The sequence below is a fragment of the Citrobacter sp. Cpo069 genome (assembly GCF_030332785.1).
In the GTDB taxonomy this organism is placed as follows: domain Bacteria; phylum Pseudomonadota; class Gammaproteobacteria; order Enterobacterales; family Enterobacteriaceae; genus Citrobacter; species Citrobacter portucalensis.
The window spans coordinates 66,030-88,223 of sequence record NZ_JAOWHD010000050.1; the positions used below are offsets into that span (position 1 = coordinate 66,030).

Genomic DNA, 22,194 nt, shown 5'->3' on the forward strand with positions numbered 1-22,194 from the left:
TTCTGCTGTTATGGCGCGGTGCGGTGGATTTCTGCAACGCGTTTACGAACGCCGAACCAGCCTGCAACCAGCAGGATAGCAATCAGCGGTAATGAGGCGATGGTATAGGTGCCGTTCGGATAATCAAACGCCATCAGCACCAGAACGCTCAGCAGGAACAGTAGGGTTAGCCACGAGGTAAACGGAGCGCCCGGCAGTTTAAAGCTGACGTCTGCCGTTTTACCTTCTTTTATGGCCCGGCGCAGACGCATCTGACAGACCATGATAAAGCCCCACGACGCAATAATGCCCAACGACGCGAAGTTCAACACGATCTCAAACACCTGCGACGGTACCAGATAGTTCAGAAATACCCCGACGACATAGACGACCAACGTGGCGAGGATCCCAGCCCAGGGTACTTGTTGACGGCTCATTTTAGCCATGAATTTAGGCGCCGATCCGCCCATCGACATGGAACGTAAAATACGCCCGGTGCAATACAGCCCAGAGTTAAGGCTGGAAAGCGCCGCGGTGAGCACCACAATATTCATGATACTGCCGATATACGGCACGCCCAGTTTGGAGAAGAAGGTAACAAACGGGCTTTGCCCCGCCTGATAGGCATTCCACGGCAGTAACAGAACCAGCAGAACGACAGAACCCACATAGAACAGACCAATACGCCAGATAACGCTATTGATCGCTTTTGGCACCATGGTTTGCGGATCTTTGCATTCTCCAGCAGCGGTGCCCACCAGTTCAATGGAGGCAAACGCAAAAACTACCCCCTGAACCAGTACCAGCGCTGGAAGCAGACCATGTGGGAAGAATCCACCGTTGTCGGTGATTAGGTGAAAACCGGTGGCGTTACCATCCAGCGGCTTTCCAGTGCCTAAAAAGACGGTACCCACCACCAGGAAAATCACAATCGCCAGCACTTTGACCAGCGCAAACCAAAACTCCATCTCCGCGAACCACTTCACGCCGATCATGTTCATGGTGCCGACAATGGCCAGCGCGCCGAGGGCGAACACCCACTGCGGTACATCACCAAATGCGCCCCAGTAATGCATATACAACGCCACCGCGGTGATATCGACAATGCCGGTCATCGCCCAGTTGATGAAGTACATCCAGCCAGCCACATAGGCGGCTTTCTCACCTAAAAATTCGCGAGCATAGGAGACAAAGCTGCCGCTGGAAGGGCGATGTAAAACCAGTTCACCAAGCGCACGCAGTATAAAGAACGAAAAAATACCGCACACCAGATAAACCAGCGCCAAAGCAGGACCCGCCATTTGCAAGCGTGCGCCAGCCCCTAAAAACAACCCGGTACCGATTGCGCCGCCAATGGCGATCATTTGTACCTGTCGATTACCCATCGCTTTGTGATACCCCTCTTCGTGGGCATTCAACCAGCGTCGTTTCGCCGCATGTTGTTCCGCGGCTTGCGTGTTGTTTGTGTTCATTACTTTTCCTGTTGACCTGACAAAAATACAAAATCCTTTTTGCCGCACCTGCTGCGGCGAAAACAGCCTTACCCTTCATTGTGTTACGGGGGAAAACTGCCGGCCGAGCATCCTACATTCAATTGTTCGGTTCCGCAAAGCCCCGATAACAAGAATTCAGCATTTTTGTACAGCCAGCACTGGCGCGGTGTGGCCTCGATTCAGCCAATAAAAGAGAAGGGCGTAAATACGTGGAGAGGTGTGCGCTTATCGAGACATTCACCCGATAAGCGCCGTAAGGTTATGCTGATACGCCAAAGACCTGAACGGCCTGCTGTAAGCGCGATGAACGTTGAGTCAGATCGGCGGTAGCATCGGTGACACGCTCCACCATCTCGGCGTTATTGTGTGTCATGGTGCCAACGCGTGAAATCGAATCGTTAATCAGATCCAGCGCCTGGGTTTGCTCACGCGTCGCCAGACTAATATCTTTGATCATCATCGACATCTGCAGGACATCGCCAATCATCCCAGTGAGATGCGTTTCCGTTTGCTCCACCATTTTGACGCCGCTATTGACGTTGGCGACGTTCTTCTCAATCAGCTGTTTGATCTCTTTTGCTGCAGACGCCGAGTGCTGCGCCAGATTACGGACCTCTGCCGCCACAACGGCAAAACCACGCCCGGACTCCCCGGCTCGCGCGGCCTCAACCGCGGCATTGAGCGCCAGAATATTAGTCTGGAAAGCAATGCTGTCGATAACGCCAATGATGTCGACTATTTGCCCGTTGTCACGCGATATCGCCTGCATCATGGCGATAGTTTGTTTCATAATATCGCCGCCTTCTGCCGCATTGGCGCTGGTTTTATCGGCCATGGTCATAGTATGAGCCGCAGTCTCAGCAGTTTGCTGTACCGCGCTACCAATTTCTTCAATGGCGGCAGCGGTTTGTTGCAGGTCGGCGGAGGTTTCTTCTGAACGCTTGTGCAGCGCCGTACCTTCTTTTGATACCCGCTGACTGATGGCGCGAATACCGGATATTTGCGTACTGACATCATCGACCAGGGAATTCAGATTAAGCCCGGACTGATTAACCAGACGCATCAGCATTCCGATCTCATCCACCCGATTTAAATGACAGTTATCAGGTTTTCTCCCGGATACCACTTTCTTCATTTGCGTCAGTAGCGTATTAACTGGCTGACAAATTTGATACTTAAGGTAAATAGCAAGCGTCAGAAATAAGAACAATAACCCTCCCGCCTGAATAAATGGATTAACAGGAGCGAAGAGAAATAGCACAGCGAGCAGGGCGATTACCCCTAAAGAATAATTGACGCGCTGGCTAATGCTCAGCCATTTAAACATTGATGCCCATGACAATATTCCGCGACGAATGATAATGCCTTTAAAAAGACGAAACCCTTTAAGCTGCTGATTATTAATTTTTTGATATAAGCTTTCGCTTTGAGTTATTTCATCGCGCGAAGGAACGGTACGCACCGAGATGTAGCCGGTGAGTTTTTCATTGTGCCAGACTGGCGTAACGTTGGCGCGAACCCAGTAATGGTCGCCATTCTGTCGACGGTTTTTCACCATCCCCGTCCAGCTGTCTCCCTGCTGTAGCGTGTACCACATATCGGCGAACGCCGCGGGAGGCATATCGGGATGGCGAATAATATTATGTGGTTCGCCCATTAACTGGTGTTCGTTAAATCCGCTGGCATCAATAAACGCGGAGTTGGCGTAGGTAATATGACTTTCTTTATCCGTCGTAGAAAGCAGCGTCGCTTTATCGTTAAGTGCGTGCTCAATTTGTGTAACGGGCATGTTACTTTTCATAGAGGTCCCATGGTGCTATGTATAATCCATACAAAAATCCCCGCAATAAAATCGGGGGATATTAAAATCTGTTTAAACCGTTTTAATAAGAACGTTGCATTCTCTACTAATCATCAATTCTGTGGAAGTAGTTAAAATAAAAATTCCTATGTAAATCATTCATCCTGTGTCATAAAAGTGAAACAATTAATACAAGCGCATAACGTGACAAGTCGTTTAAACTGACTTAACGTAAATCGCGTTAAAAAACCTTTTCGTAAAAAGAAAACTGGCATGAAATGATTTTGATGTTATTACCGTGATTCCAACGACCCTATTATATTTTGTAGGCTATTAATTGCGGGTGTTTTTCTGTTTAGCGTTACAACCAGTACTGGGCGATCCAAATTTTAACCCTGGCAGCGACAGGGGCTGTTATCTACTTTTTAGCTGAGCAAATGTGAATTAAATGTTTCAGTATAGCTATTTGATAAATTAATAATAAAGACATGTTAACAAACATAGGCTAGTAACATGTCATATCGCCTGAGTATTCTGGATAAAAGCCCCATCGGGGAAGGTGAAACTGCCGCGACCGCGCTTTCCCGGACGTTGCGCCTGGCGCAACTGGCAGAAGAGTGGGGATACCATCGTTTCTGGATCGCGGAACACCATAATACGGCACAGCTGGCCAGCCCATCGCCGGAGCTGGTGATAGCCTGGATCCTCGGGCAAACCCAGCATATCCGCGTAGGTTCCGGCGGCGTAATGCTGCAACATTACAGCCCGTACAAAGTGGCGGAAAACTTCAATCTTCTGGCATCGCTGGCTCCTGGACGTGTCGATCTCGGCGTAGGGAAAGCCCCTGGCGGCTTACCGCTGTCGACCCAGGCGTTACAGCATGGGCTGCATCAGGAAGAAAAAGGCAGTTTTGCCGACCAGCTTTCTTTGCTTAACGATTGGCTGGCGCTGAGCGGAACGGAAAGCGGGGAAACGGTATTCCCAACGCCAATTCCACCGATTTCACCGGAAAAGTTTGTACTGGGAGCCAGTGTGCAAAGCGCGCAGTTAGCAGCGCAATCCGACTGGGATTTCATCTTCGCAGCGCACCTCAATGGTGACAAAGCGTTATTGCATGACGTTTTGTCCTTCTGGCAGACCCACAGTGCACGCCCGACGATAGTCGCCGTGCAGGTAATTATGGCTGACAGTTACGACACCGCTGCGCAACTGGCGGAAAACGTACAAATCTGGGGCGTGGAGCTGGAAGATGGTCAACGTGTCACGGTAGCCAGCGAAGAACAGGCGCTGGCGTTTGCCGCTCAGTCTGGCAGTCCACCACGCAAAATCGCGCGTCGTGAGCAGGCGTTGCTACATGGCACCGCTCAGGAGGTGATGGCAAAGCTGAATGCTCTGCATACGCAATTTGGCATTGACGAGTTCATTATCGACACGCCAGTGGCGCAAGGGCATGCGCGTCTGACATCGCTGCGTTTGTTGGCGCAAGCCCATAACGCCGTGGAGGTGCTCTGATGACTCTCGGCTCAACGCTTATCGACTGGCGTCGTGAACTACATCAGCATCCGGAGCTTTCCCTGCAGGAGGAAGCAACCACGGCGCGCATTCACGCCTGGTTGCACGCTGCGGACGTCGATATTCTGCCGTTCGAGCTGAAAACCGGTCTGGTCGTGGAAATTGGTCAGGGAGAAGATGTCATCGCGCTGCGGGCGGATATCGACGCGCTACCGATAGAAGAAAGTGCCGACGTTCCGTTTCGCTCCCTCACGCCGGGCGTGATGCATGCCTGCGGGCATGACGTCCATACCAGCGTCATGCTTGGTGCAGCACTGCTGCTAAAACAGCAGGAAATAACCTTACCGGGGCGAGTACGTATTTTGTTTCAGCCAGCTGAAGAGAGTTTCGACGGCGCAAAAACGTTGATCCGCGCCGGTGCGCTGCAAAACGTAGCGGCTATTTTCGGTATGCACAATGAGCCCGGTTTGCCAGTGGGCGAATTTGCCACACGCGGCGGCGCATTTTATGCCAATGTCGATCGCTTCGTGCTGCGCATAAATGGCAAGGGCGCACATGCGGCGCGTCCGCATGAAGGTAAAGATGCCATCCTGCTCGCCAGCCAGTTGGTAACGGTGCTGCAAAGCGTTGCCAGCCGCGACATAAACACGCTGGATTCGGTGGTGCTCAGCGTGACCCGTATTCAGGGAGGAAACACATGGAACGTACTGCCGGAGTCCGTTGAGCTGGAAGGGACACTCAGAACGCACCGAACCCAGGTGCAGCAGCAGGTTAAGGCCCGCGTTAATGACATCGCCGCCGGATTTGCCCACGCCTTTGGCGCACAAATCGACGTAATCTGGCATGCGGGACCAACCGCATTGGTAAATGATGATCGTTGGGCCGATATTGCCACCGCGGTGGCGAAACAGTCAGGCTATACCACCCACCATGCCGACCTGCATATGGGCGGGGAGGATTTTGCCGTCTACCTGCAAAATACACCTGGCGCATTTGTCAGTATTGGCAGCGCCAGTGAATACGGATTACATCACCCGGGATTTAATCCGGACGAGCGTTTAATTGAACCTGCCGCGCACTACTTTGCGCAGTTAGCAAAAACGGCATTCGCACACCTTTAAGTTTACCTGTTGGGTAGGGGTTATTATGGCTGGAAATCGGCAACTACGGCTCGGCACTATTCTACATGGCGCATCTGGAAATATGTCCGCATGGCGCCATCCGGCGGCTCAGGCTGATGCCAGTATTAATTTTGATTTTGTCAAAGAGACGGCGCTTATTGCGGAAAAAGGGAAGCTGGATTTTATTTTTGTCGCCGATGGTCTGTATATTAATGAAAAATCAATCCCACACTTTTTAAATCGTTTTGAGCCGCTGACAGTATTATCCGCTCTGGCCAGTATCACCCAGAATCTGGGGCTGGTTGGCACGGTGTCCACATCATACAGCGAGCCGTTTACGACCGCACGGCAGTTCGCTAGCTTGGACCATCTCAGCCAGGGGCGCGCGGGTTGGAACGTGGTGACGTCGCCTCTGGAAGGTTCGGCAAAAAACTATTCTCGCGCTCAGCATCCAGAGCATGCCCAGCGTTATCGTATTGCTGATGAATATTTACAGGTAGTGAAAGGACTGTGGGATTCCTGGGAAGACGATGCTTTTACCCGTAATAAAACAAGTGGGGAATTTTTTAATCCGCAAAAACTGCATACGCTTAATCATCATGGAGATTATTTCCAGGTTGCCGGGCCCTTAAATATTGGGCGTACACCACAAGGTCGTCCGATTATATTTCAAGCGGGCGCTTCAGCAGATGGTAAAAAATTAGCGGCGCAGCATGCTGATGCCATTTTTACCCATCAGGAGTCGCTGGCAGAGGCTAAAGCGTTCTATCAGGATGTAAAAAGCCAGTTGGAAGTCGCCGGACGACATCCTGAACAACTGCATGTATTCCAGGGCGTCAGCGTTATTGTTGGCGACAGCGCAGAAGACGTTGAGCAGCAGTATCAGACTACCGCTGCGCTGGTCTCCGTTACTGACGCGCTGAACTATCTTGGCCGCTACTTTGAACATCATGATTTTGCCCAATATCCGCTGGACGCACCATTCCCGGATCTGGGCTCTCTCGGACAAAACAGCTTTCGCAGTACGACTGATGAGATCAAACGCAACGCACGCGAGCGAGGTTTAACACTTCGTCAGGTTGCTCTGGAAGCGGCCAGTCCACGTCCGCGTTTCAGCGGCACGCCACAACAGGTTGCCGACGGCTTGCAGCAGTGGTTCGACGAAAAAGCCGCAGACGGTTTTATCATCCAGGGCGGAACGCCGGATACCTTCCCGCGTTTTGTCGAACAGGTTGTCCCCGTGCTTCAGGCGCGCGGCCTGTTCCGCCATGAATATCCCGGTACGACCCTGCGCGCAAGCCTGGGATTAGCGACACCTGCAAATCAATTCACACAATAAGAGAAAAACGCTATGCAGAAAAAATCAGTATTTCTCGCGCTGTCACTGGCTTTAAGCGCGACCGTTTGGGCAAATGAGGTGACGATTAACGGCACCGGCGTAAGCCTGGAAGCCAATAAAGCGCCGATCAATACAGCTAAGAATCCGCAGGCGATTGCGCAGTTGCCCGCAAACCTGCACCTGGCCGTACCGGGTAAATTCACAGTGGCGATTGCCGGGCTCAGCCAGCCGCCGCTGACCGTATTTGCCGATGACAATAAAACGCTGATCGGCAGCGAGGCGGATATCGCGCGTCTGGTGGCTGACAGTTTGGGGCTGGAACTCAACGTTGTACCTACGTCATGGGAAGACTGGCCGCTGGGCGTCACTTCCGGCAAATACGATGCCGCGATCAGCAATATTACCGTCACCAAAGCACGCAAAGAAAAATTCGATTTCGCGACGTATCGGAAGGACTCTCTTGGCTTTTATGTCAAAACCGGTAGCAAGCTGAAGAAAATCGAGCAGGCGGAAGATATCGCAGGACTACGCATTATCGTCGGTTCGGGGACTAACCAGGAAGCCATTCTGTTGGCCTGGAACGATGAGAACGTGAAGAAAGGGTTACAGCCGTTTACGCCGGTATATACCAAAGATGATGCCGCGCAAACCCTGGCCCTACAGTCAGGCCGCGCCGATGCTTACTTCGGTCCTAATGTAATCGGCGCGTGGAAAGCTGCACTCAACGGTAAAACGCAATTAGTGGGTAGCGTTGATGGCGGTTGGCCAAAAGCGGCACATATCGCTGTGACGCTGAAAAAAGACAGCGGTCTGGTTCTGCCGGTACAAACCGCCCTCAACGGCGTGATTGGCAACGGCGACTATGACAAGGTGCTGAATCGCTGGGGAGAAGGGGTGGAACGCATTCCACAATCTGAAATCAACCCGGCCGGTTTAGGCGACTAAGGAGGTCATCGTGAGCGATCAATTTCGCGTGCTCTCTCCGGAAGCCAGCGAGCTGCAGCCCATTTTGAACGGTCTGTTCGGTGAATATGCCGCCCGCTATGGCGATTACTTTTCTCGCGACGCTGAAGTGGAACTGACCGAATGGTATCTGGCGCCGCAGGGACTTTTTGTGGTACTGGAGCGCCGCGGCGAAATTATCGCCACCGGGGCTTACAAACCTTACGACAAGGACACCGCCGAGATTAAGCGTATCTGGACAAAAAGCAGCCTGCGTCAGCAGGGGCTGGCGGCGCGCGTGGTGCAGGAACTGGAACGTAGAGCGCTGCTCGCAGGCTACAGCCGGATTTATCTGACCACGGGATTTCGCCAGCCGGAGGCCGTCAGACTTTATTTAAGCCAGGGCTACGATCCGCAATTTGATACGACGCGCGATCCCGAAGAGTACAGCCTGCCGCCGTTTGATGGACGACTGCGCTTTACCAAACTGCTGACTATTGCCGGTCAGGCCAGAATCGCCTGAGGAGAGAAAATGAAAACGACAGATAGCATTAGAGTCGTACCGGCACGTTATCCCATGCGTACCGTAGGCGCGGTCATTGCCTTATTTGCCCTTGCGGTAATTCTCCAGTCCGTGGCGTTTAATCCGCGCTGGGAATGGAGCGTGTTTGCCCGCTGGTTCTTTGATCCGGTTATCTTGTCCGGCCTCGGGCAAACGCTGTTACTGACGCTGATCGGGACGCTGTTGAGTATTGTCATCGGCGGTCTGCTGGCGTTGGCGCGGCTTTCATCTTCCTGGCTGTTGAACGGTCTGGCATGGGGATACATCTGGCTGTTTCGTTCGTTACCGCTGATTGTGGTGCTGATCGTTTTGTACAACTTCTCCTATCTGTACGACACGTTGACGATTGGTATTCCGTTCACTCCCATTCAGTGGGGAAGTTTTGAGACCATCAATGTACTCGGTCAGTTTTCCACTGCGGTGGTTGGCCTGACGCTGGTGCAAAGCGCCTATACCGCTGAAATTATTCGGGGTGGATTTTTAGGGGTCGATCACGGTCAGTATGAGGCAGCGGCAGCACTGGGCTTACCAGCAGGGCGACGTACGCTGCGGATTATTCTGCCGCAGGCGCTGCGTACCATTTTGCCTGCTGGATTCAATGAAATCATCAGCCTGGCGAAAGGGACGGCGATGGTATATGTGCTGGCAATGCCGGAGCTGTTCTACACCATCCAGATGATCTACAACCGCACGCAGGAAGTGATCCCGCTGCTGATGGTGGGTGCGGTGTGGTATCTGGTGATCACCAGCGTTTTGTCGCTAATTCAGCACCTGGTCGAACGTGCGCTGGCACGCAGCGAACGACGTTCAGCCATTAATACTGCCCGGATGAGTCGTGCAGAAAAACGCAGTCGTCAACGTCCACAGCAGGAGGCCGTCCATGTCCCGCTCGCCTGAAGGCCATATTTCTATTACCGGCGTTAGCAAATACTTTGGTCGCCACAAAGCGCTGGATAATGTGTCGCTGGAGATCCCTCCCGGTACGGTAACGGTTATTCTTGGCCCGTCCGGTTCAGGGAAATCCACACTCTTGCGGACCATCAACCATCTGGAACGCGTCGATGAGGGGTTTATTCAAATCGATGGCGATTACATTGGCTATCGTCGGCAGGGAGACAAGCTATATGAGCTGAAAGAGGCGGAAATTTTGCGCCAGCGTGTTAACGTCGGCTATGTGTTCCAGAACTTTAATCTGTTCCCGCACTTAACGGTTCTGGAGAATCTGATTGAAGCGCCCATTGCGCACGGACTGGCAACGCGTAAAACCGCCACCGAGCGGGCATTAACTCTGCTTGATGCGGTAGGGTTACGGAATAAAGCCGATGCCTGGTCGCGCCACTTATCCGGAGGTCAGCAGCAGCGTATCGCTATTGCCCGTGCGCTGGCGTTAAATCCGCGCGTCATGCTGTTTGATGAGCCTACATCTGCACTGGATCCTGAACTGGTCGGTGAAGTACTGGATGTCATTAAAGCGCTGGCGAAGTCGGGAACCACGCTGGTTGTGGTAACGCATGAGATTGGCTTCGCCCGGGAAGTGGCGGATCAGGTGGTGTTTATGGTCGATGGCAAAATCATCGAGCAGGGCAGCAGCGAGCAAGTGCTGAATCATCCACGCCACACGCGCACTCAGCAGTTTTTGTCGAAAGTGCTTTGAGACACATTGCGGCACAAGGCTGTGCCGCACAGAGGTTACAGAGTGACGACGATTTTGCCTACCTGGCCGTTGGCTTCCATGTATTGATGTGCCTCGACGATATCATCAAAGGCAAAGGTTTTATCAATCAGCGGCTTGAGCTGGCCAGACTGCAATCCTTCAAAGATAAACCGTTTCGCCCGCGCAAGTTTTTCTGCGTCCGTGGTGATTTCGAAAATCTCATAGCCGCGGAAGGTCAGATGGCGACCAAGTATCTCAATGACCGGGATAGAAAGGTCACGTGAATCAAGCGAACCATACTGGAAAAAGATCCCACCGGCTGGCATCACTTGGGCAATTTTTGCCACCGCTGGGCCACCGACCGGATCGAACACCACGCGGGTTCCTTTACCCTCAGTAATCCGCTGAATCTCGGCCACCAGATCCTGCTCCTGGCTTGCAATAACCTCTGCCGCGCCCAGTTGCAGCAACTGATCACGTTTCTCACTGGTCCGTGTCATCGCAATCGGTTTTGCTCCCCTCATGTTAGCAATCTGAATTGCCGCCAGTCCGACGCTGCTGGAAGCAGCATTGATCAGCACGTTATCACCGGGCTTAATATCCGCATATTCAACCAGCGCACCGAAAGCGGTCACATACATCATCCAGCTGGCAGCAGCCTCGGTAAAGCTCAGGTTTTGTGGATGCTTTACGACCGCGTGAGCGGGGGCATTAACGACTTCACCATACATTCCATATTGATGAAAGCTGAATGCCGGGATGACGCTAACGTAATCGCCAGGTGCAAACTCACGTACGTTGTCTCCCACTGATTCAATGACTCCGGCAGCTTCATAACCCAGTCGCGCCGGGAAATTAGGTTGGTAAATATACTGTCCGGTGCGGTACATAACTTCCGCACGGTTGATACCAATAGCCCGCACGCGGATCTGAACCTCATTTGCATCAGGCGCGCGAACCTGCATCTCCTGAATCTTCAGGACTTCAGCGCCACCAATTTGATTAAAAACTACAACCTTAGACATAGCAGACCTCAGTAAATTGTTCTGTATTGGGTCTGCACAATTTAACGACTCAGATGAGAGTGAAAAACCGTTGTTGCGGAACTTCACTATTACTTATTTTGTAATAATCCCTGAAGTCGCGGTTTTTGTTGGCTAAAAAGTTCGCATAACCAGTCAATGAATACCCGAACCCGAGGGGCGAGATGACGTCTGTCCGGGTAAAGCACCGAAACTGGTTTTGATTCTCCGGTATAATCGGCCAGCACCTCAACAAGCTGGCCTGACTGAAGATAGGGCGCAAGGACAGCATGAACGCCACGTATAATGCCGAGTCCAGATAAGCTGCCGGTCAACAGAATATCGGAGTTATCAACGCTTATCCGCCCTGCGGGGGTGAACGATTCGGTTTTACCTCTGTTGACGAAGGTCCATTCCAGTGCCTCGCGATGACGCTCGCTAAAAAAGTTAAGCGCCTGGTGTCGGGATAAATCCTCTGGTACCTGCGGCACCCCCTGCCTTTGCAGATAATCCGGTGAAGCACAGGTCACCATTTTGACCTCACCAAGCCGCCTGGAGATCAAGGTCGAATCTTGTAGCTCGCCAATACGGATCATGCAGTCGATGCCTTCGGCAAGCATATCGATTCTACGGTCGGTGGAGGTGAGTACCATCTCGATGTCAGGATATCGCGACTGGAAATCTTTCAGCGCAGGAACTAATACGGAGTGCGCCAGCGACAGAGGGGCATTAACCCTGAGTTTTCCGCGTGGCGGGCGGGCAGGTGAAAAAGAAGCCATGATGTCATCAACGTCACTGAGCAGGATTTTTGTGCGTTGGTAAAAGGCATCACCTTCTTCTGTCAGACTCACTTTACGAGTCGTGCGGTTAAGCAACTTTGCCCCCAGATCGTCTTCAAGATGTTGGATAGCTTTGGTCACCGCAGGGCGGTGCAGGTGTAACACATCTGCGGCTCTGGCAAATCCACCTTGCTCAACAACCTGTACAAAAATGTTCATGTATTCAAACATACTGGAACGCATTGCTTATTCTCTCCCGGTATTCGACCATTGTTATTATGAAAGTAATAATCATGCCTGCATAGGTTGTTGAATGCTGCTCTACACTTAGTGTTTTAACGTTGGGGGTTGCAGCATGATTAAGGTCTATGGGGTACCGGGCTGGGGATCGGCCATCAGTGAAGTGATGCTCACACTGGCGGAGATCCCTTACAGCTTTATTGATGTGGACGGTTTTGACAGCGATGGTCCTTCGCGGGAGTTGCTTAAAACAATGAATCCGCTATGCCAGGTGCCCACGCTGGTACTGGAAAATGGCAGCGTGTTGACGGAAACGGCGGCGATCGCGCTGATGATCCTCGATCGTCGCCCCGAACTTTCACCACCCGTTGGACACGCCGAACGCCAGCAGTTTCAGCGTCTGCTGATATGGTTGGTGGCAAATGTCTATCCCACGTTTACCTATGCCGATTATCCTGACCGATGGGTACCGGACGCCCCGGCGCAGTTGAAAAAGAACTGTATTGAGTACCGTAAATCCCTCTATATGTGGCTGAACAACCAGCTAATCGCCGAACCGTACGCATTCGGGGATCAGCTAACACTGCTGGACATTTACATTGCCGTTATGCGTACCTGGGGACCAGGGCATGACTGGTTTCAGGACAACACGCCGAATATTAGCGCTATCGCCGATGCGGTTTGTCAGCACCCACGGCTGCGTACTGTACTGAAAAACAATAAGATTATTTGAGTAAAAAACGCTGTTCCGCAGGAGTGCAAATCCCGGAACAGCGGGCGAACTATCGCCATAAGTTTTAAATTACGCGACAGAAGGGGTCAGCGTAATACGATCCAATGGACCCACGATAAACAGATAAGAAATCAGACCAATCAGCCCCATCGAACCGACGTACAGAATGGCGTAATCAAAAGACTGGGTATTCGCCAGAATGATGCCGATCACCAGTGGCGTGATGATACTGGCCATGTTGCCGCACATATTGAAAACGCCACCTGCAATACCGAGCACTTCTTTTGGCGAGGTATCGCTAAGTACGCACCATCCCAGATTGCCAAAACCTTTGGCGAAAAACGCCAGACTCATCGCCGCGATCACCACAAATTCTGACGAGGTGTAGTTGGCGATAACGATGACGCAGGAAAGCAGCATTCCGCAGATAACCGGCAGCTTACGGGCAATCGTCAGGCTGTAGCCGCGCTTTAAAAGCCAGTCGGAGAAAACACCGCCTAATAATCCACCGATAAAACCGGCAATGGCAGGGATACTGGCGACAAACCCCACTTTGAGGATCGACATGCCTTTCGCCTGATACAGATAAGTAGGGAACCAGGTCAGGAAGAACCAGGTAATTGATGTCACGCAGAACTGTCCGATATATACGCCAATCATCATGCGGTTGACGCAGACGCTTTTAATTTGCGCAAAGGTAACCTTCTGTGGCTCTTTTTTATTACCCAGCGACGGTTCACCACCGCCTTCCCGAATATAGTCAATTTCCTGCTGGTTCACCTTTGGATGATGCATAGGGTCTCTGACTTTGACCAACCAGAAGATGCCAAGAATAACGCCTATTGCCCCAATGTAATAAAACACAAAGTGCCAACTGAGATTATGCAAAATAATCGTCATTAGCGGCGTAATAATCCCTAACGAGATATATTGCGCGGCCTGATAGACAGAGGTAACAAAGCCCCGTTCGTTATTAGGAAACCACTGCACGCTTAATCGGCTGTTGGCCGGAAAGGCCGGAGCTTCAATCGCACCCATCAGTAATCGTAAGATAATCAATACGACAAGCGGGCTGGCGTACAGATAAATGGTGCCCTGAAACATCGTTACCAGCGACCAGCCAATCAGTGCGCAGCCGTATACCAGACGAGAACCATAGCGATCCAGGAGCCAGCCGCCGGGCAGTTGCATAATTACATAAGAAATACCGAAGGCAGAAAAGGCCAGCCCCATTGCTTCAGGATCAAAACCTAATTCTTTGCTCATAATCGGCGCCACGACGGATAACGTCGCGCGATCGGCGTAATTAAATACGGTCGCAAGAAACAGAAAAATCAGAATGCCGTAACGCACTTTTGTACGCTTTATTATTGTGTTCATCACCCACTCCTTTCATAAGGTTGAGAGCGTTTTTGTAGGGGAGGATGGCGGGTATTGCTTACCCGCCAAATTAATTAAGGACGTTTGCCAAACTCGCAGGTTAATTGCGTCCAGCGGCGCGCCTGCTCGCTGATGCTGAAGCCCAGACCGTGACGATCGGAAACCCACATCCGGCCATCGCGCAGCTCAAGTTGTTCGTTAAATAACGGGTTCAGCCATTCGAAATGCTCCAGCCATGGCTCAAGCGGATAAGCAGCGGACAGATGCAGGTGAACTTCCATAGCGAAGTGCGGAGCCAACTTGCGACCATGTTTAGCCGCCAGGTCCATAATTTTCAGGAACGGTGAAATCCCTCCCACACGCGGTGCATCGGGCTGCACAAAATCGCTGGCATTGCCGAGGATCAGCTGTTCATGCTCGCGGAAGCTGGTCAGCATTTCACCGGTGGCAATCGGGGTATCAAGCGCGGCGGCCAGTTGGGCGTGGCCCTCAACATCGTAGGCGTCCAGCGGCTCTTCAATCCAGATTAGATTAAACTGCTCCATTTTACGTCCCATACGGATGGCGGTTTCCCGATCCCACTGCTGATTGGCATCGACCATTAGCGGGAAGTCATCCCCCAGCGCTTCACGCACCGCGGTTAAGCGGCGAATATCCTCGGCGCAGTTTGGCTGACCAACCTTGAGTTTGATACCACCAATGCCGTTTTCACGGGAAATAACCACGTTTTTTAGCACCTGATCCAGCGGCGTATGCAGGAATCCGCCGGAGGTGTTGTAGCACTGCACGGAGTCCCGATGCGCGCCAAGCAGTTTTGCCAGCGGCAATCCTGCACGCTTGGCTTTCATATCCCATAATGCGATATCGATAGGGGAGATGGCTTGTACCGCCATGCCGCTGCGCCCCACGGAAGCGCCAGCCCACAGCAGCTTGGTGTAGATCTTGTCAATATCGTTTGGATCTTCGCCTAACAGGTTATCGGCAATTTCTTTGGCATGCGCATAGATTCCCTGGCCGCCAGCCCGCTTGGAGTAACTAAATCCCACGCCTTCAAACCCGTCGCGGCTGCGGATCTCGGCGATGATTATGGCGACTTCAGTTAGCGGTTTCTGGCGACCGGTGAGCACTTTGGCATCGCTCACGGGTGTTGCCAGAGGAAGGAAAGCCAGAGACAGTTTTACCCATTCAATACGGTCACCGGTTTCTGCTGCGGTTTTAGCGTTAGCCGATTTGGCATAGGTCACGGCATCGGAATTGGCACTTAAAGACATATTGTTCTCTCCTGGTGATAACAAATGATTGCGCTATCATTTTTAATGTTAGCGCAATCACTGTGCCAGCGAATTGACTGCGATTTGAACAATTGCTCACAAATTCAGAGAGAGAAGGGTGGTAAATTATAAACGACGTCACATTCCAGTACTTTATGGAGAAATGCACAAATCATTGTGATTGCGCTATCATTTTGAGTGGCGATAATTAACTAAGCTGCTGTTTTCCCTGCGTTATCACTGAGCAACGCTGGCAATAGCCAAAATCATGATGAATAATGCCAGGATAAATCAGCGATTTTTGACAAGGGCATCGACAGTGAAAAATCCCAAACCACCGCGCGCTCCCACGCTGGAAGATGTTGCCCGTACCGCGGGATTGTCACCCATGACGGTGAGCAGGGCGTTGAATACCCCGCAGCTGGTGCGCCCGAAAACGGTTGAAAAAGTGATGCAGGCGGTGCGCGCCACCGGCTATATTCCCAACGCACTGGCTGGGGGACTGGCGTCGCGTCGCAGCAAGCTTATCGCCGTGGTTATTCCGCAAATTAACAACAATATGTTTGTCGATACCATCCAGTCATTAAGTGATGAACTGGCAGAACGCGGATACCACATTTTGCTTTGCGTGTCGGGTTATACACCGCAAACTGAGGCAGAGCTGGTGGCGACGCTGCTTTCTCGTCGCCCGGATGGTGTAGTACTCACCGGTATTCATCATACCGCTGAGCTGAAAAAAGTGATTCTTAATGCGGCCATCCCGGTCGTGGAAATCTGGGATTTAACCCCAACACCCATCGATATGCTGGTCGGTTTTTCGCATGAAAAGGTCGGGCAAGCGGTGGCAGACTATCTGCTGAATAAAGGCTATCGACGTCCGGGGTTGTTATGGACTGCCGATCGCCGGGCAGGCCAGCGTAAACAAGGACTGTGCGATGCGTTGAGTCGTCATGGTATTGCGGCTGACGCACAGGTGGACGTCCCGCTACCGGCCTCTCTGGCATTGGGACGCACTGGATTAACGCAGCTATTGGCGGAGCGCGAGTTTGATGTCATTGTCTGTAGCTCTGATACGCTAGCCCAGGGGGCGATCATGGAGGCCGAAAGTCGCGGTATACGCGTGCCGCAAGAGTTGGCGGTAATCGGTTTTGGCGATCTGGATTTTGCTGCCAGCAATCGGCCCGCCATCACCACCGTCAGCGTCGACAGACGGGCCATCGGGCAACGTGCTGCCTCACTGCTTGCCGATCGTATCGAACAAATTCCGCGTGAAGACGATATTATTGATGTCGGTTTTCATCTGGTAGAACGAGAGTCCGCATAAGTTACCTGCAACCCAAAACAATAAGGAATCTGCTATGCCGCACGTTGATATTAAATGTTTTCCTCGCTCTCTTACCGACGAACAGAAAACCGCCCTGGCGGCGGATATTACCGAGGTTATTATTCGTCATTTGCAAAGCAAAGACAGTTCAGTCAGCGTGGCGCTCAATGAAGTTGAGCCAGAGGCGTGGCAGGCCGTGTGGGATAAGGAAATTGTGCCGCAGATGGCGAGATTAATTAAAAAACCTGGCTACAGTATGTAAGAAAAAACGGGCGGATTTCCGCCCGTTTTCGTTGTGCTTATGGCGTAACGATGTTGAACCAGAATTCGAATTTATCCATATAGCCGAGCATGGCATCAAGCTTGGCGCCGTCACCGGTTATCTTCACGTCACCGCTGTCTTGTGCCTGTTTCAGCGTCACTTCCTTGAGGATGATTTTGTTCAGCGTATCGCGATTAAGCGTGATCGTAGCATCGGCATCTTTCGCTTCGGCATTGGCGGTATGGTTCAGGACGCCATTCTCCAGCTCAAGCTTATATTTACCGCCATCACTGCCAAGATCGATGTTAAACACCGACTTCGCATCACCCGCTTTTTGTCCGTTAATATGCACTGCCAGATAATCGAAGAACATTTCCGGCGTCATAGCACGAACGGTATCCGGGCTGGCGGTATTCGGGGTTGGGCCTTTGACCACGCCGTTACGCAGCTCTTGCGCGCCGGTCAGGTAGAAGTTACGCCACGGGCCGGATTCAGCCTGATAACCCAGTTGCTCAAGCGCATCTGCTTCCAGATTACGTGCGGCCTGGTTATTTGGATCGGCAAACACGACTTTGCTTACCACCTGTGCCACCCAGCGGTAGTTGCCCTGGTCATAGTCGGCTTTAGCTTTCTGCAAAATGGCGTCCGCACCGCCCATGTAGTCGACAAATTTCTTCGCAGATTCTTCCGGCGGCAGCTCATCCAGCGTTGCCGGGTTGCCGTCAAACCAGCCGAGATAGAGCACATACGTCGCTTTTACGTCATGGCTCACGGAGCCATAGTAACCGCGGTTAGCCCAGGTATGTGCCAGTGAGTCCGGCAGCTTAAAGTTGGCAGCGATTTCATCGCGGGTCAGACCTTCGTTAGCCATGCGTAGCGTCTGGTCGTTGATGTAACGATACAGATCGCGCTGACTTTTCAGCAGGCTGACCACCTTATCATTACCCCAGGTTGGCCAATGGTGCTGCGCCATCAGCACTTCGGCTTTATCACCCCAGCGCACAATCGCTTCGTTGATGTATTTGGACCACGGCAGCGGCTCACGAATTTTGGCTCCGCGCAGGGAGTAGGTGTTGTGCAGGGTGTGGGTAACATCTTCTGCGGATTCAATCAGTTTCTTCTCTTCGATGTACCACAGCATTTCCGATGGTGCTTCGGAACCCGGGGCCAGCATGAAGTCATAGGTCAGGCCGTCGATGACCTCTTTTTGTCCATCTTTCTCAATGATATTTGTTGGCGCAATCAGGGTAACGGTTCCCGCGGAGGTCGTGGTTCCCAGTCCCGCGCCGACCTGGCCTTTGGCATCAGGTTTTAACAGGTTGCCGTACATGTAGCTCGCGCGGCGGCTCATGACGTTACCGGCCATGATATTCTCAGCGACCGCGGCTTCCATAAAGCCGGCTGGCGCATAAACTTTCACTTTTCCCGCTTTAACGTCGGCTTCATCGACAACGCCGCGTACGCCGCCGTAATGGTCAACGTGGCTGTGGGTATAAATCACCGCAACAACTGGTTTTTGACCGCGGTTTTTAAAGTAAAGATCCATCCCGACTTTGGCCGTTTCTGCCGAGACCAGCGGGTCAACAACGGTGATGCCTTCTTTACCTTCAATAATGGTCATGTTTGACAGATCGAGGTTACGAATCTGGTAAACGCCATCCGTTACTTCAAACAGCCCGCTGATGTTGATCAACTGAGATTGACGCCACAGGCTCGGGTTTACCGTATCCGGGGCTTTATCGCCTTCTTTGATGAACGCGTACTGCTGCGGATTCCAGATAACATTTCCCTGCTCGCCCTTGATCACGTCCTGCGGGAGTGGGGCGATAAAGCCTTTGTGGGCGTCGGTAAAGTCGGTGTTATCGGAGAAGGGCAGTTGATTGTAAAGCGCGTTGTTGGCTTGTTGCGTGGCGGCTGTAGCGTCTTTGGGGGCTTCAGCCGCCATAAGGGGAACAGAAAACGATGTGAGTAACCCAGCAAGTATAAAACTTTGTGCGATTCTATTAAGTTGCATCGTAAAACCTCTCTGACACTTCAAAAGTACAGTTGGGGATGCTGCTTTGACGGATAGCGTTTTGATTAGGTATTTGAGTTAGTGCAAGATTAACTATAATTCACATGAATGATTAGGCAAGGAAGGCAGAGTAATTTATCTAACTGGTTTTTCAGAAGTTTTAAGAAAACAGTTGCGGATGACAGAGCAGAACTGCCATCCGTTAGCATACTATCATTCACCTGCGATAATGCGTTTCCCGCTGGAGATAAACGTTCCTGCCCCAAGGTGATGCAGAGTATTGAGCTTGCCATCATCAAACTGCCAGCGTCCTTCCACGAAGGCTCGCTCATCAGCGGCAGCGGAGACCACTTCCCCAAACAGAGTGTCATATTTTTCCTGCGCCGCCGTGGCTGGCAACAGGCGACACTCCATCCAGGCCAGACATTTCGCTTCTATCAGCGGTAAACCTAGCACGGGTCCTTGCACCACGGGAATGCCGTAACAGTTGAATTTATCTTCCACGCGACCGGAAACGCTGCCTACGGCCCAGGTCCAGTTGACGGCGGCGATACCCGGAATAACGATGCCGAATTTACCGCTACGTTCAATGAGATCCCGCGACCAGGCGGTCTTATCAACAACAATTGCTACCCGCGGCGGCTCAAATTCCACGGGCATTGACCATGCCGCAGCCATCACATTTCGCCGCTCGGTATGCTCATCCCGGCTGGTTATCAATATCGTTGGGCCATGATTGAGTAGCCGGCTGGCATGTTTTAATTCGATCGGACGAAAATGGCTCATGGATGCTCCTTGGCTGAGAGATAACACACCACAATAAACATAGATATTAACGGTATTAGCGATTTTGTCGCCTCACAGGAATTAACAACGCACAAAATCGACAGCGTAAAACGAAAAATACGTTATAAGTACTGCATTAATCGAACAGGAACTCCGTATGACGCCTTTTTTAACCGCTTATTTTGCCCGTATTGGCTGGTCAGGTTCGGCCAACGTCAACCTTGAAACCTTGCAAGCGCTACATCTACTGCACAACAGCGCAATTCCCTTTGAAAACCTGGACGTATTATTGCCAAGAGAGATGCAGCTTGACGATTTGTCGCTGGAAGAGAAGCTGGTAACGGCGCGTCGTGGCGGTTATTGCTTTGAACAGAATGGCGTGTTTGAGCGCGCGTTACGCGAAATCGGTTTTAACGTACGTAGCCTTCTCGGTCGCGTGGTACTGGCAAATCCGTCAAGTCTGCCGCCGCGCACGCATCGTTTGTTGCTGATTGAATTACAGGGTGAACAGTGGATCGCCGACGTTGGCTTTGGCGGGCAAACGCTGACAGCACCAATTCGTCTGCAGGCCAACACTGAGCAGAAGACGCCACACGGCGAATATCGGCTGATTCAGGAAGGTGAAGATTGGATCCTCCAGTTCCGTCATCACGAACACTGGCAGTCAATGTATCGTTTCGATCTGGTCGTGCAGCATCAGAGCGATTATCTGATGGGCAACTTCTGGTCCGCACACTGGCCGCAATCACATTTTCGCCATCATCTGCTGATGTGCCGTCATCTGCCCGACGGCGGGAAATTAACGTTAACCAATTTTCACTTTACCCATTATCAGGATGGACATGCGGTAGAGCAGATTAATTTGCCTGATGTCGCCAGTTTGTATGCGTTGTTGCAAGAACGATTTGGACTGGGTGTGGATGACGTGAAGCATGGGTTTACCGAAGATGAGCTGGCGACGGTCATGGCGGCGTTTGATACGCATCCGGAGGCGGGGAAATAGGGGCATCGGAAGTCATGCCGGATACGGCGTCATCGCCTTATCCGGCCTTCGGGAACAATTAAAAATCTATCGCCCATTCTGCGTGAAACAGGATCACCGCCGAACCGGTAATGGTGACTTTTTCCGGCTGGTTTTCACGGATAGTCACCGTCACATCAACAATCCCGTCGCGCCCGAGCGCACGGCCCTGATGCCCCTGAACACGTAACGTTTTCCCATCATGCGCCATCAGCCCATGGTGGACCAGCCACGCGCCCATTGGACCGTTGGCATTGCCGGTAACCGGGTCTTCCACAATACCAATAGCAGGTGAAAACATGCGGCCATCAGTGGCGTTTTCGCCCTCGCGGATTTGAAAAGGGAAAAAGCCGTTACAGCCAATTTGCTGGCTGAGGGCGGTCAAAGCCGGTAAATCAGGGGAAAGGGCGTCAAGGTCCACCTCGGGTTTCAGTGGAATCATCACTTTCGAATGTCCGGTCGTGGCAACCTGAATGGGTAAGCCTGCCAGCATATCGTCTTCGCTCAGGTGCAGCGCACCGAGAATCGCAGTACGAACAGCGCCCTCCAGCGGAGGTTCAAAACCCGGTTCACCTTGCTCAAGGCTAATGCGATAGTCATTCCCGGTAGCGTCAATATCCACCCGATGACGTCCGGCCAGCGAGGTTTGCCAGACCGTGCAGTTGCCCAGACCCAGCACCTTAGCCCGCACATAATGCGCGGCGACGGTAGCATGCCCACAGATAGGAACTTCGACCGTCGGGGTGAAATAGCGGATGCGAACATCGCTGTCGTTACTGGTCAGCAGAAATGCGGTTTCTGAATGACGCAGCTCGCGAGCGATGAGCTGCATCTGCGCGTCACTCAGTCCATCAGCATGTAAAACCACACCTGCTGAGTTGCCGCGAAAAGGGACCGGGGTAAAGGCATCGACGTGGTAAACCTGTGGTTTCATTAGTGTTCTCCCTGAAATGGAGAAG

The 22,194-nt window shown here is 52.1% G+C and carries 20 protein-coding genes; 11 read left to right on the top strand and 9 right to left on the bottom strand.

Translation table 11 applies throughout. The features are described from left to right. Positions 1-8: 8 nt before the first annotated feature. On the bottom strand, positions 9-1,451 hold the full coding sequence (gene ansP / locus OGY08_RS12635) for an L-asparagine permease (RefSeq protein WP_003833088.1): 1,443 nt from the start codon (positions 1,449-1,451) through the stop codon (positions 9-11). A gap of 280 nt (positions 1,452-1,731) precedes the next feature. After that, on the bottom strand, positions 1,732-3,273 hold the full coding sequence (locus tag OGY08_RS12640) for a methyl-accepting chemotaxis protein (RefSeq protein ID WP_219013529.1): 1,542 nt from the start codon (positions 3,271-3,273) through the stop codon (positions 1,732-1,734). A 513-nt stretch (positions 3,274-3,786) separates the two neighbouring features. Here OGY08_RS12640 and OGY08_RS12645 point away from each other — a divergent pair. The 7 genes from OGY08_RS12645 to OGY08_RS12670 are packed head-to-tail and all read left to right on the top strand — an operon-like array spanning position 3,787 to position 10,403. After that, positions 3,787-4,785, top strand: a complete 999-nt coding sequence (locus OGY08_RS12645; RefSeq protein ID WP_125363266.1) for an LLM class flavin-dependent oxidoreductase — start codon at positions 3,787-3,789, stop codon at positions 4,783-4,785. Further along, positions 4,785-5,906 carry an amidohydrolase gene (locus OGY08_RS12650; protein ID WP_125363267.1) on the top strand — a complete coding sequence of 374 codons (1,122 nt, stop codon included), beginning with the start codon at positions 4,785-4,787 and terminating at the stop codon, positions 5,904-5,906. Before OGY08_RS12645 ends, OGY08_RS12650 begins: the two co-directional genes overlap by 1 nt. A gap of 25 nt (positions 5,907-5,931) precedes the next feature. Beyond that, the gene (locus OGY08_RS25305) at positions 5,932-7,245 is read left to right on the top strand and encodes an LLM class flavin-dependent oxidoreductase (protein ID WP_125363268.1); all 1,314 of its coding nucleotides are present in this window, start codon (positions 5,932-5,934) and stop codon (positions 7,243-7,245) included. 12 nt (positions 7,246-7,257) lie between these two features. Then, positions 7,258-8,190: an ABC transporter substrate-binding protein gene (locus OGY08_RS25310; protein WP_079934057.1), complete on the top strand. Its 933-nt coding sequence runs from the start codon at positions 7,258-7,260 to the stop codon at positions 8,188-8,190. Positions 8,191-8,200: 10 nt separating this feature from the next. Then, positions 8,201-8,710 (top strand): GNAT family N-acetyltransferase, encoded by a 510-nt coding sequence (locus OGY08_RS12660; protein ID WP_003833076.1) that lies wholly within the window; start codon positions 8,201-8,203, stop codon positions 8,708-8,710. A gap of 9 nt (positions 8,711-8,719) precedes the next feature. Then, positions 8,720-9,646 (top strand): amino acid ABC transporter permease, encoded by a 927-nt coding sequence (locus OGY08_RS12665; protein ID WP_125363269.1) that lies wholly within the window; start codon positions 8,720-8,722, stop codon positions 9,644-9,646. Continuing rightward, complete coding sequence (locus OGY08_RS12670) at positions 9,630-10,403, top strand: amino acid ABC transporter ATP-binding protein (RefSeq protein ID WP_008784819.1); 774 nt, start codon at positions 9,630-9,632, stop codon at positions 10,401-10,403. Before OGY08_RS12665 ends, OGY08_RS12670 begins: the two co-directional genes overlap by 17 nt. 35 nt (positions 10,404-10,438) lie before the next feature. On the opposite strand, the gene OGY08_RS12675 is transcribed toward OGY08_RS12670, so the two are convergent. Both OGY08_RS12675 and OGY08_RS12680 read right to left on the bottom strand, forming a co-directional pair. Next, complete coding sequence (locus OGY08_RS12675; protein WP_125363270.1) at positions 10,439-11,428, bottom strand: zinc-dependent alcohol dehydrogenase family protein; 990 nt, start codon at positions 11,426-11,428, stop codon at positions 10,439-10,441. A gap of 89 nt (positions 11,429-11,517) precedes the next feature. Beyond that, positions 11,518-12,447 (bottom strand): LysR family transcriptional regulator, encoded by a 930-nt coding sequence (locus OGY08_RS12680; protein ID WP_219013528.1) that lies wholly within the window; start codon positions 12,445-12,447, stop codon positions 11,518-11,520. 112 nt (positions 12,448-12,559) lie between these two features. Between OGY08_RS12680 and OGY08_RS12685 the strand changes: the two genes are divergently transcribed. After that, positions 12,560-13,177: a glutathione S-transferase family protein gene (locus OGY08_RS12685; protein WP_125363272.1), complete on the top strand. Its 618-nt coding sequence runs from the start codon at positions 12,560-12,562 to the stop codon at positions 13,175-13,177. Positions 13,178-13,246: 69 nt separating this feature from the next. Here OGY08_RS12685 and OGY08_RS12690 read toward each other — a convergent pair whose 3' ends face one another. Together OGY08_RS12690 and OGY08_RS12695 are read right to left on the bottom strand one after the other, a co-directional pair. Next, positions 13,247-14,557: an MFS transporter gene (locus OGY08_RS12690; protein ID WP_100272444.1), complete on the bottom strand. Its 1,311-nt coding sequence runs from the start codon at positions 14,555-14,557 to the stop codon at positions 13,247-13,249. A 74-nt stretch (positions 14,558-14,631) separates the two neighbouring features. After that, positions 14,632-15,828 carry an L-talarate/galactarate dehydratase gene (locus tag OGY08_RS12695; RefSeq protein WP_032943493.1) on the bottom strand — a complete coding sequence of 399 codons (1,197 nt, stop codon included), beginning with the start codon at positions 15,826-15,828 and terminating at the stop codon, positions 14,632-14,634. 319 nt (positions 15,829-16,147) lie between these two features. On the opposite strand from OGY08_RS12695, the gene OGY08_RS12700 reads away from it, so the two are divergent. After that, positions 16,148-17,152, top strand: a complete 1,005-nt coding sequence (locus tag OGY08_RS12700) for a LacI family DNA-binding transcriptional regulator (protein ID WP_162623432.1) — start codon at positions 16,148-16,150, stop codon at positions 17,150-17,152. A 34-nt stretch (positions 17,153-17,186) separates the two neighbouring features. Then, positions 17,187-17,414, top strand: a complete 228-nt coding sequence (gene pptA, locus OGY08_RS12705) for a tautomerase PptA (RefSeq protein ID WP_032943490.1) — start codon at positions 17,187-17,189, stop codon at positions 17,412-17,414. 37 nt (positions 17,415-17,451) lie between these two features. On the opposite strand, the gene OGY08_RS12710 is transcribed toward pptA, so the two are convergent. Together OGY08_RS12710 and OGY08_RS12715 are read right to left on the bottom strand one after the other, a co-directional pair. Beyond that, positions 17,452-19,428, bottom strand: coding sequence for an alkyl/aryl-sulfatase (locus tag OGY08_RS12710; RefSeq protein WP_008784811.1), 1,977 nt, complete (start codon positions 19,426-19,428; stop codon positions 17,452-17,454). Between the two features lie 213 nt (positions 19,429-19,641). Next, positions 19,642-20,214, bottom strand: coding sequence for a flavin reductase family protein (locus OGY08_RS12715; RefSeq protein ID WP_003833054.1), 573 nt, complete (start codon positions 20,212-20,214; stop codon positions 19,642-19,644). A 157-nt stretch (positions 20,215-20,371) separates the two neighbouring features. Between OGY08_RS12715 and nhoA the strand changes: the two genes are divergently transcribed. After that, positions 20,372-21,217, top strand: coding sequence for an N-hydroxyarylamine O-acetyltransferase (nhoA, locus tag OGY08_RS12720; RefSeq protein WP_057068215.1), 846 nt, complete (start codon positions 20,372-20,374; stop codon positions 21,215-21,217). Between the two features lie 58 nt (positions 21,218-21,275). Here nhoA and OGY08_RS12725 read toward each other — a convergent pair whose 3' ends face one another. After that, positions 21,276-22,169 (bottom strand): PhzF family isomerase, encoded by an 894-nt coding sequence (locus OGY08_RS12725; RefSeq protein WP_286565894.1) that lies wholly within the window; start codon positions 22,167-22,169, stop codon positions 21,276-21,278. Positions 22,170-22,194 lie beyond the last annotated feature (25 nt).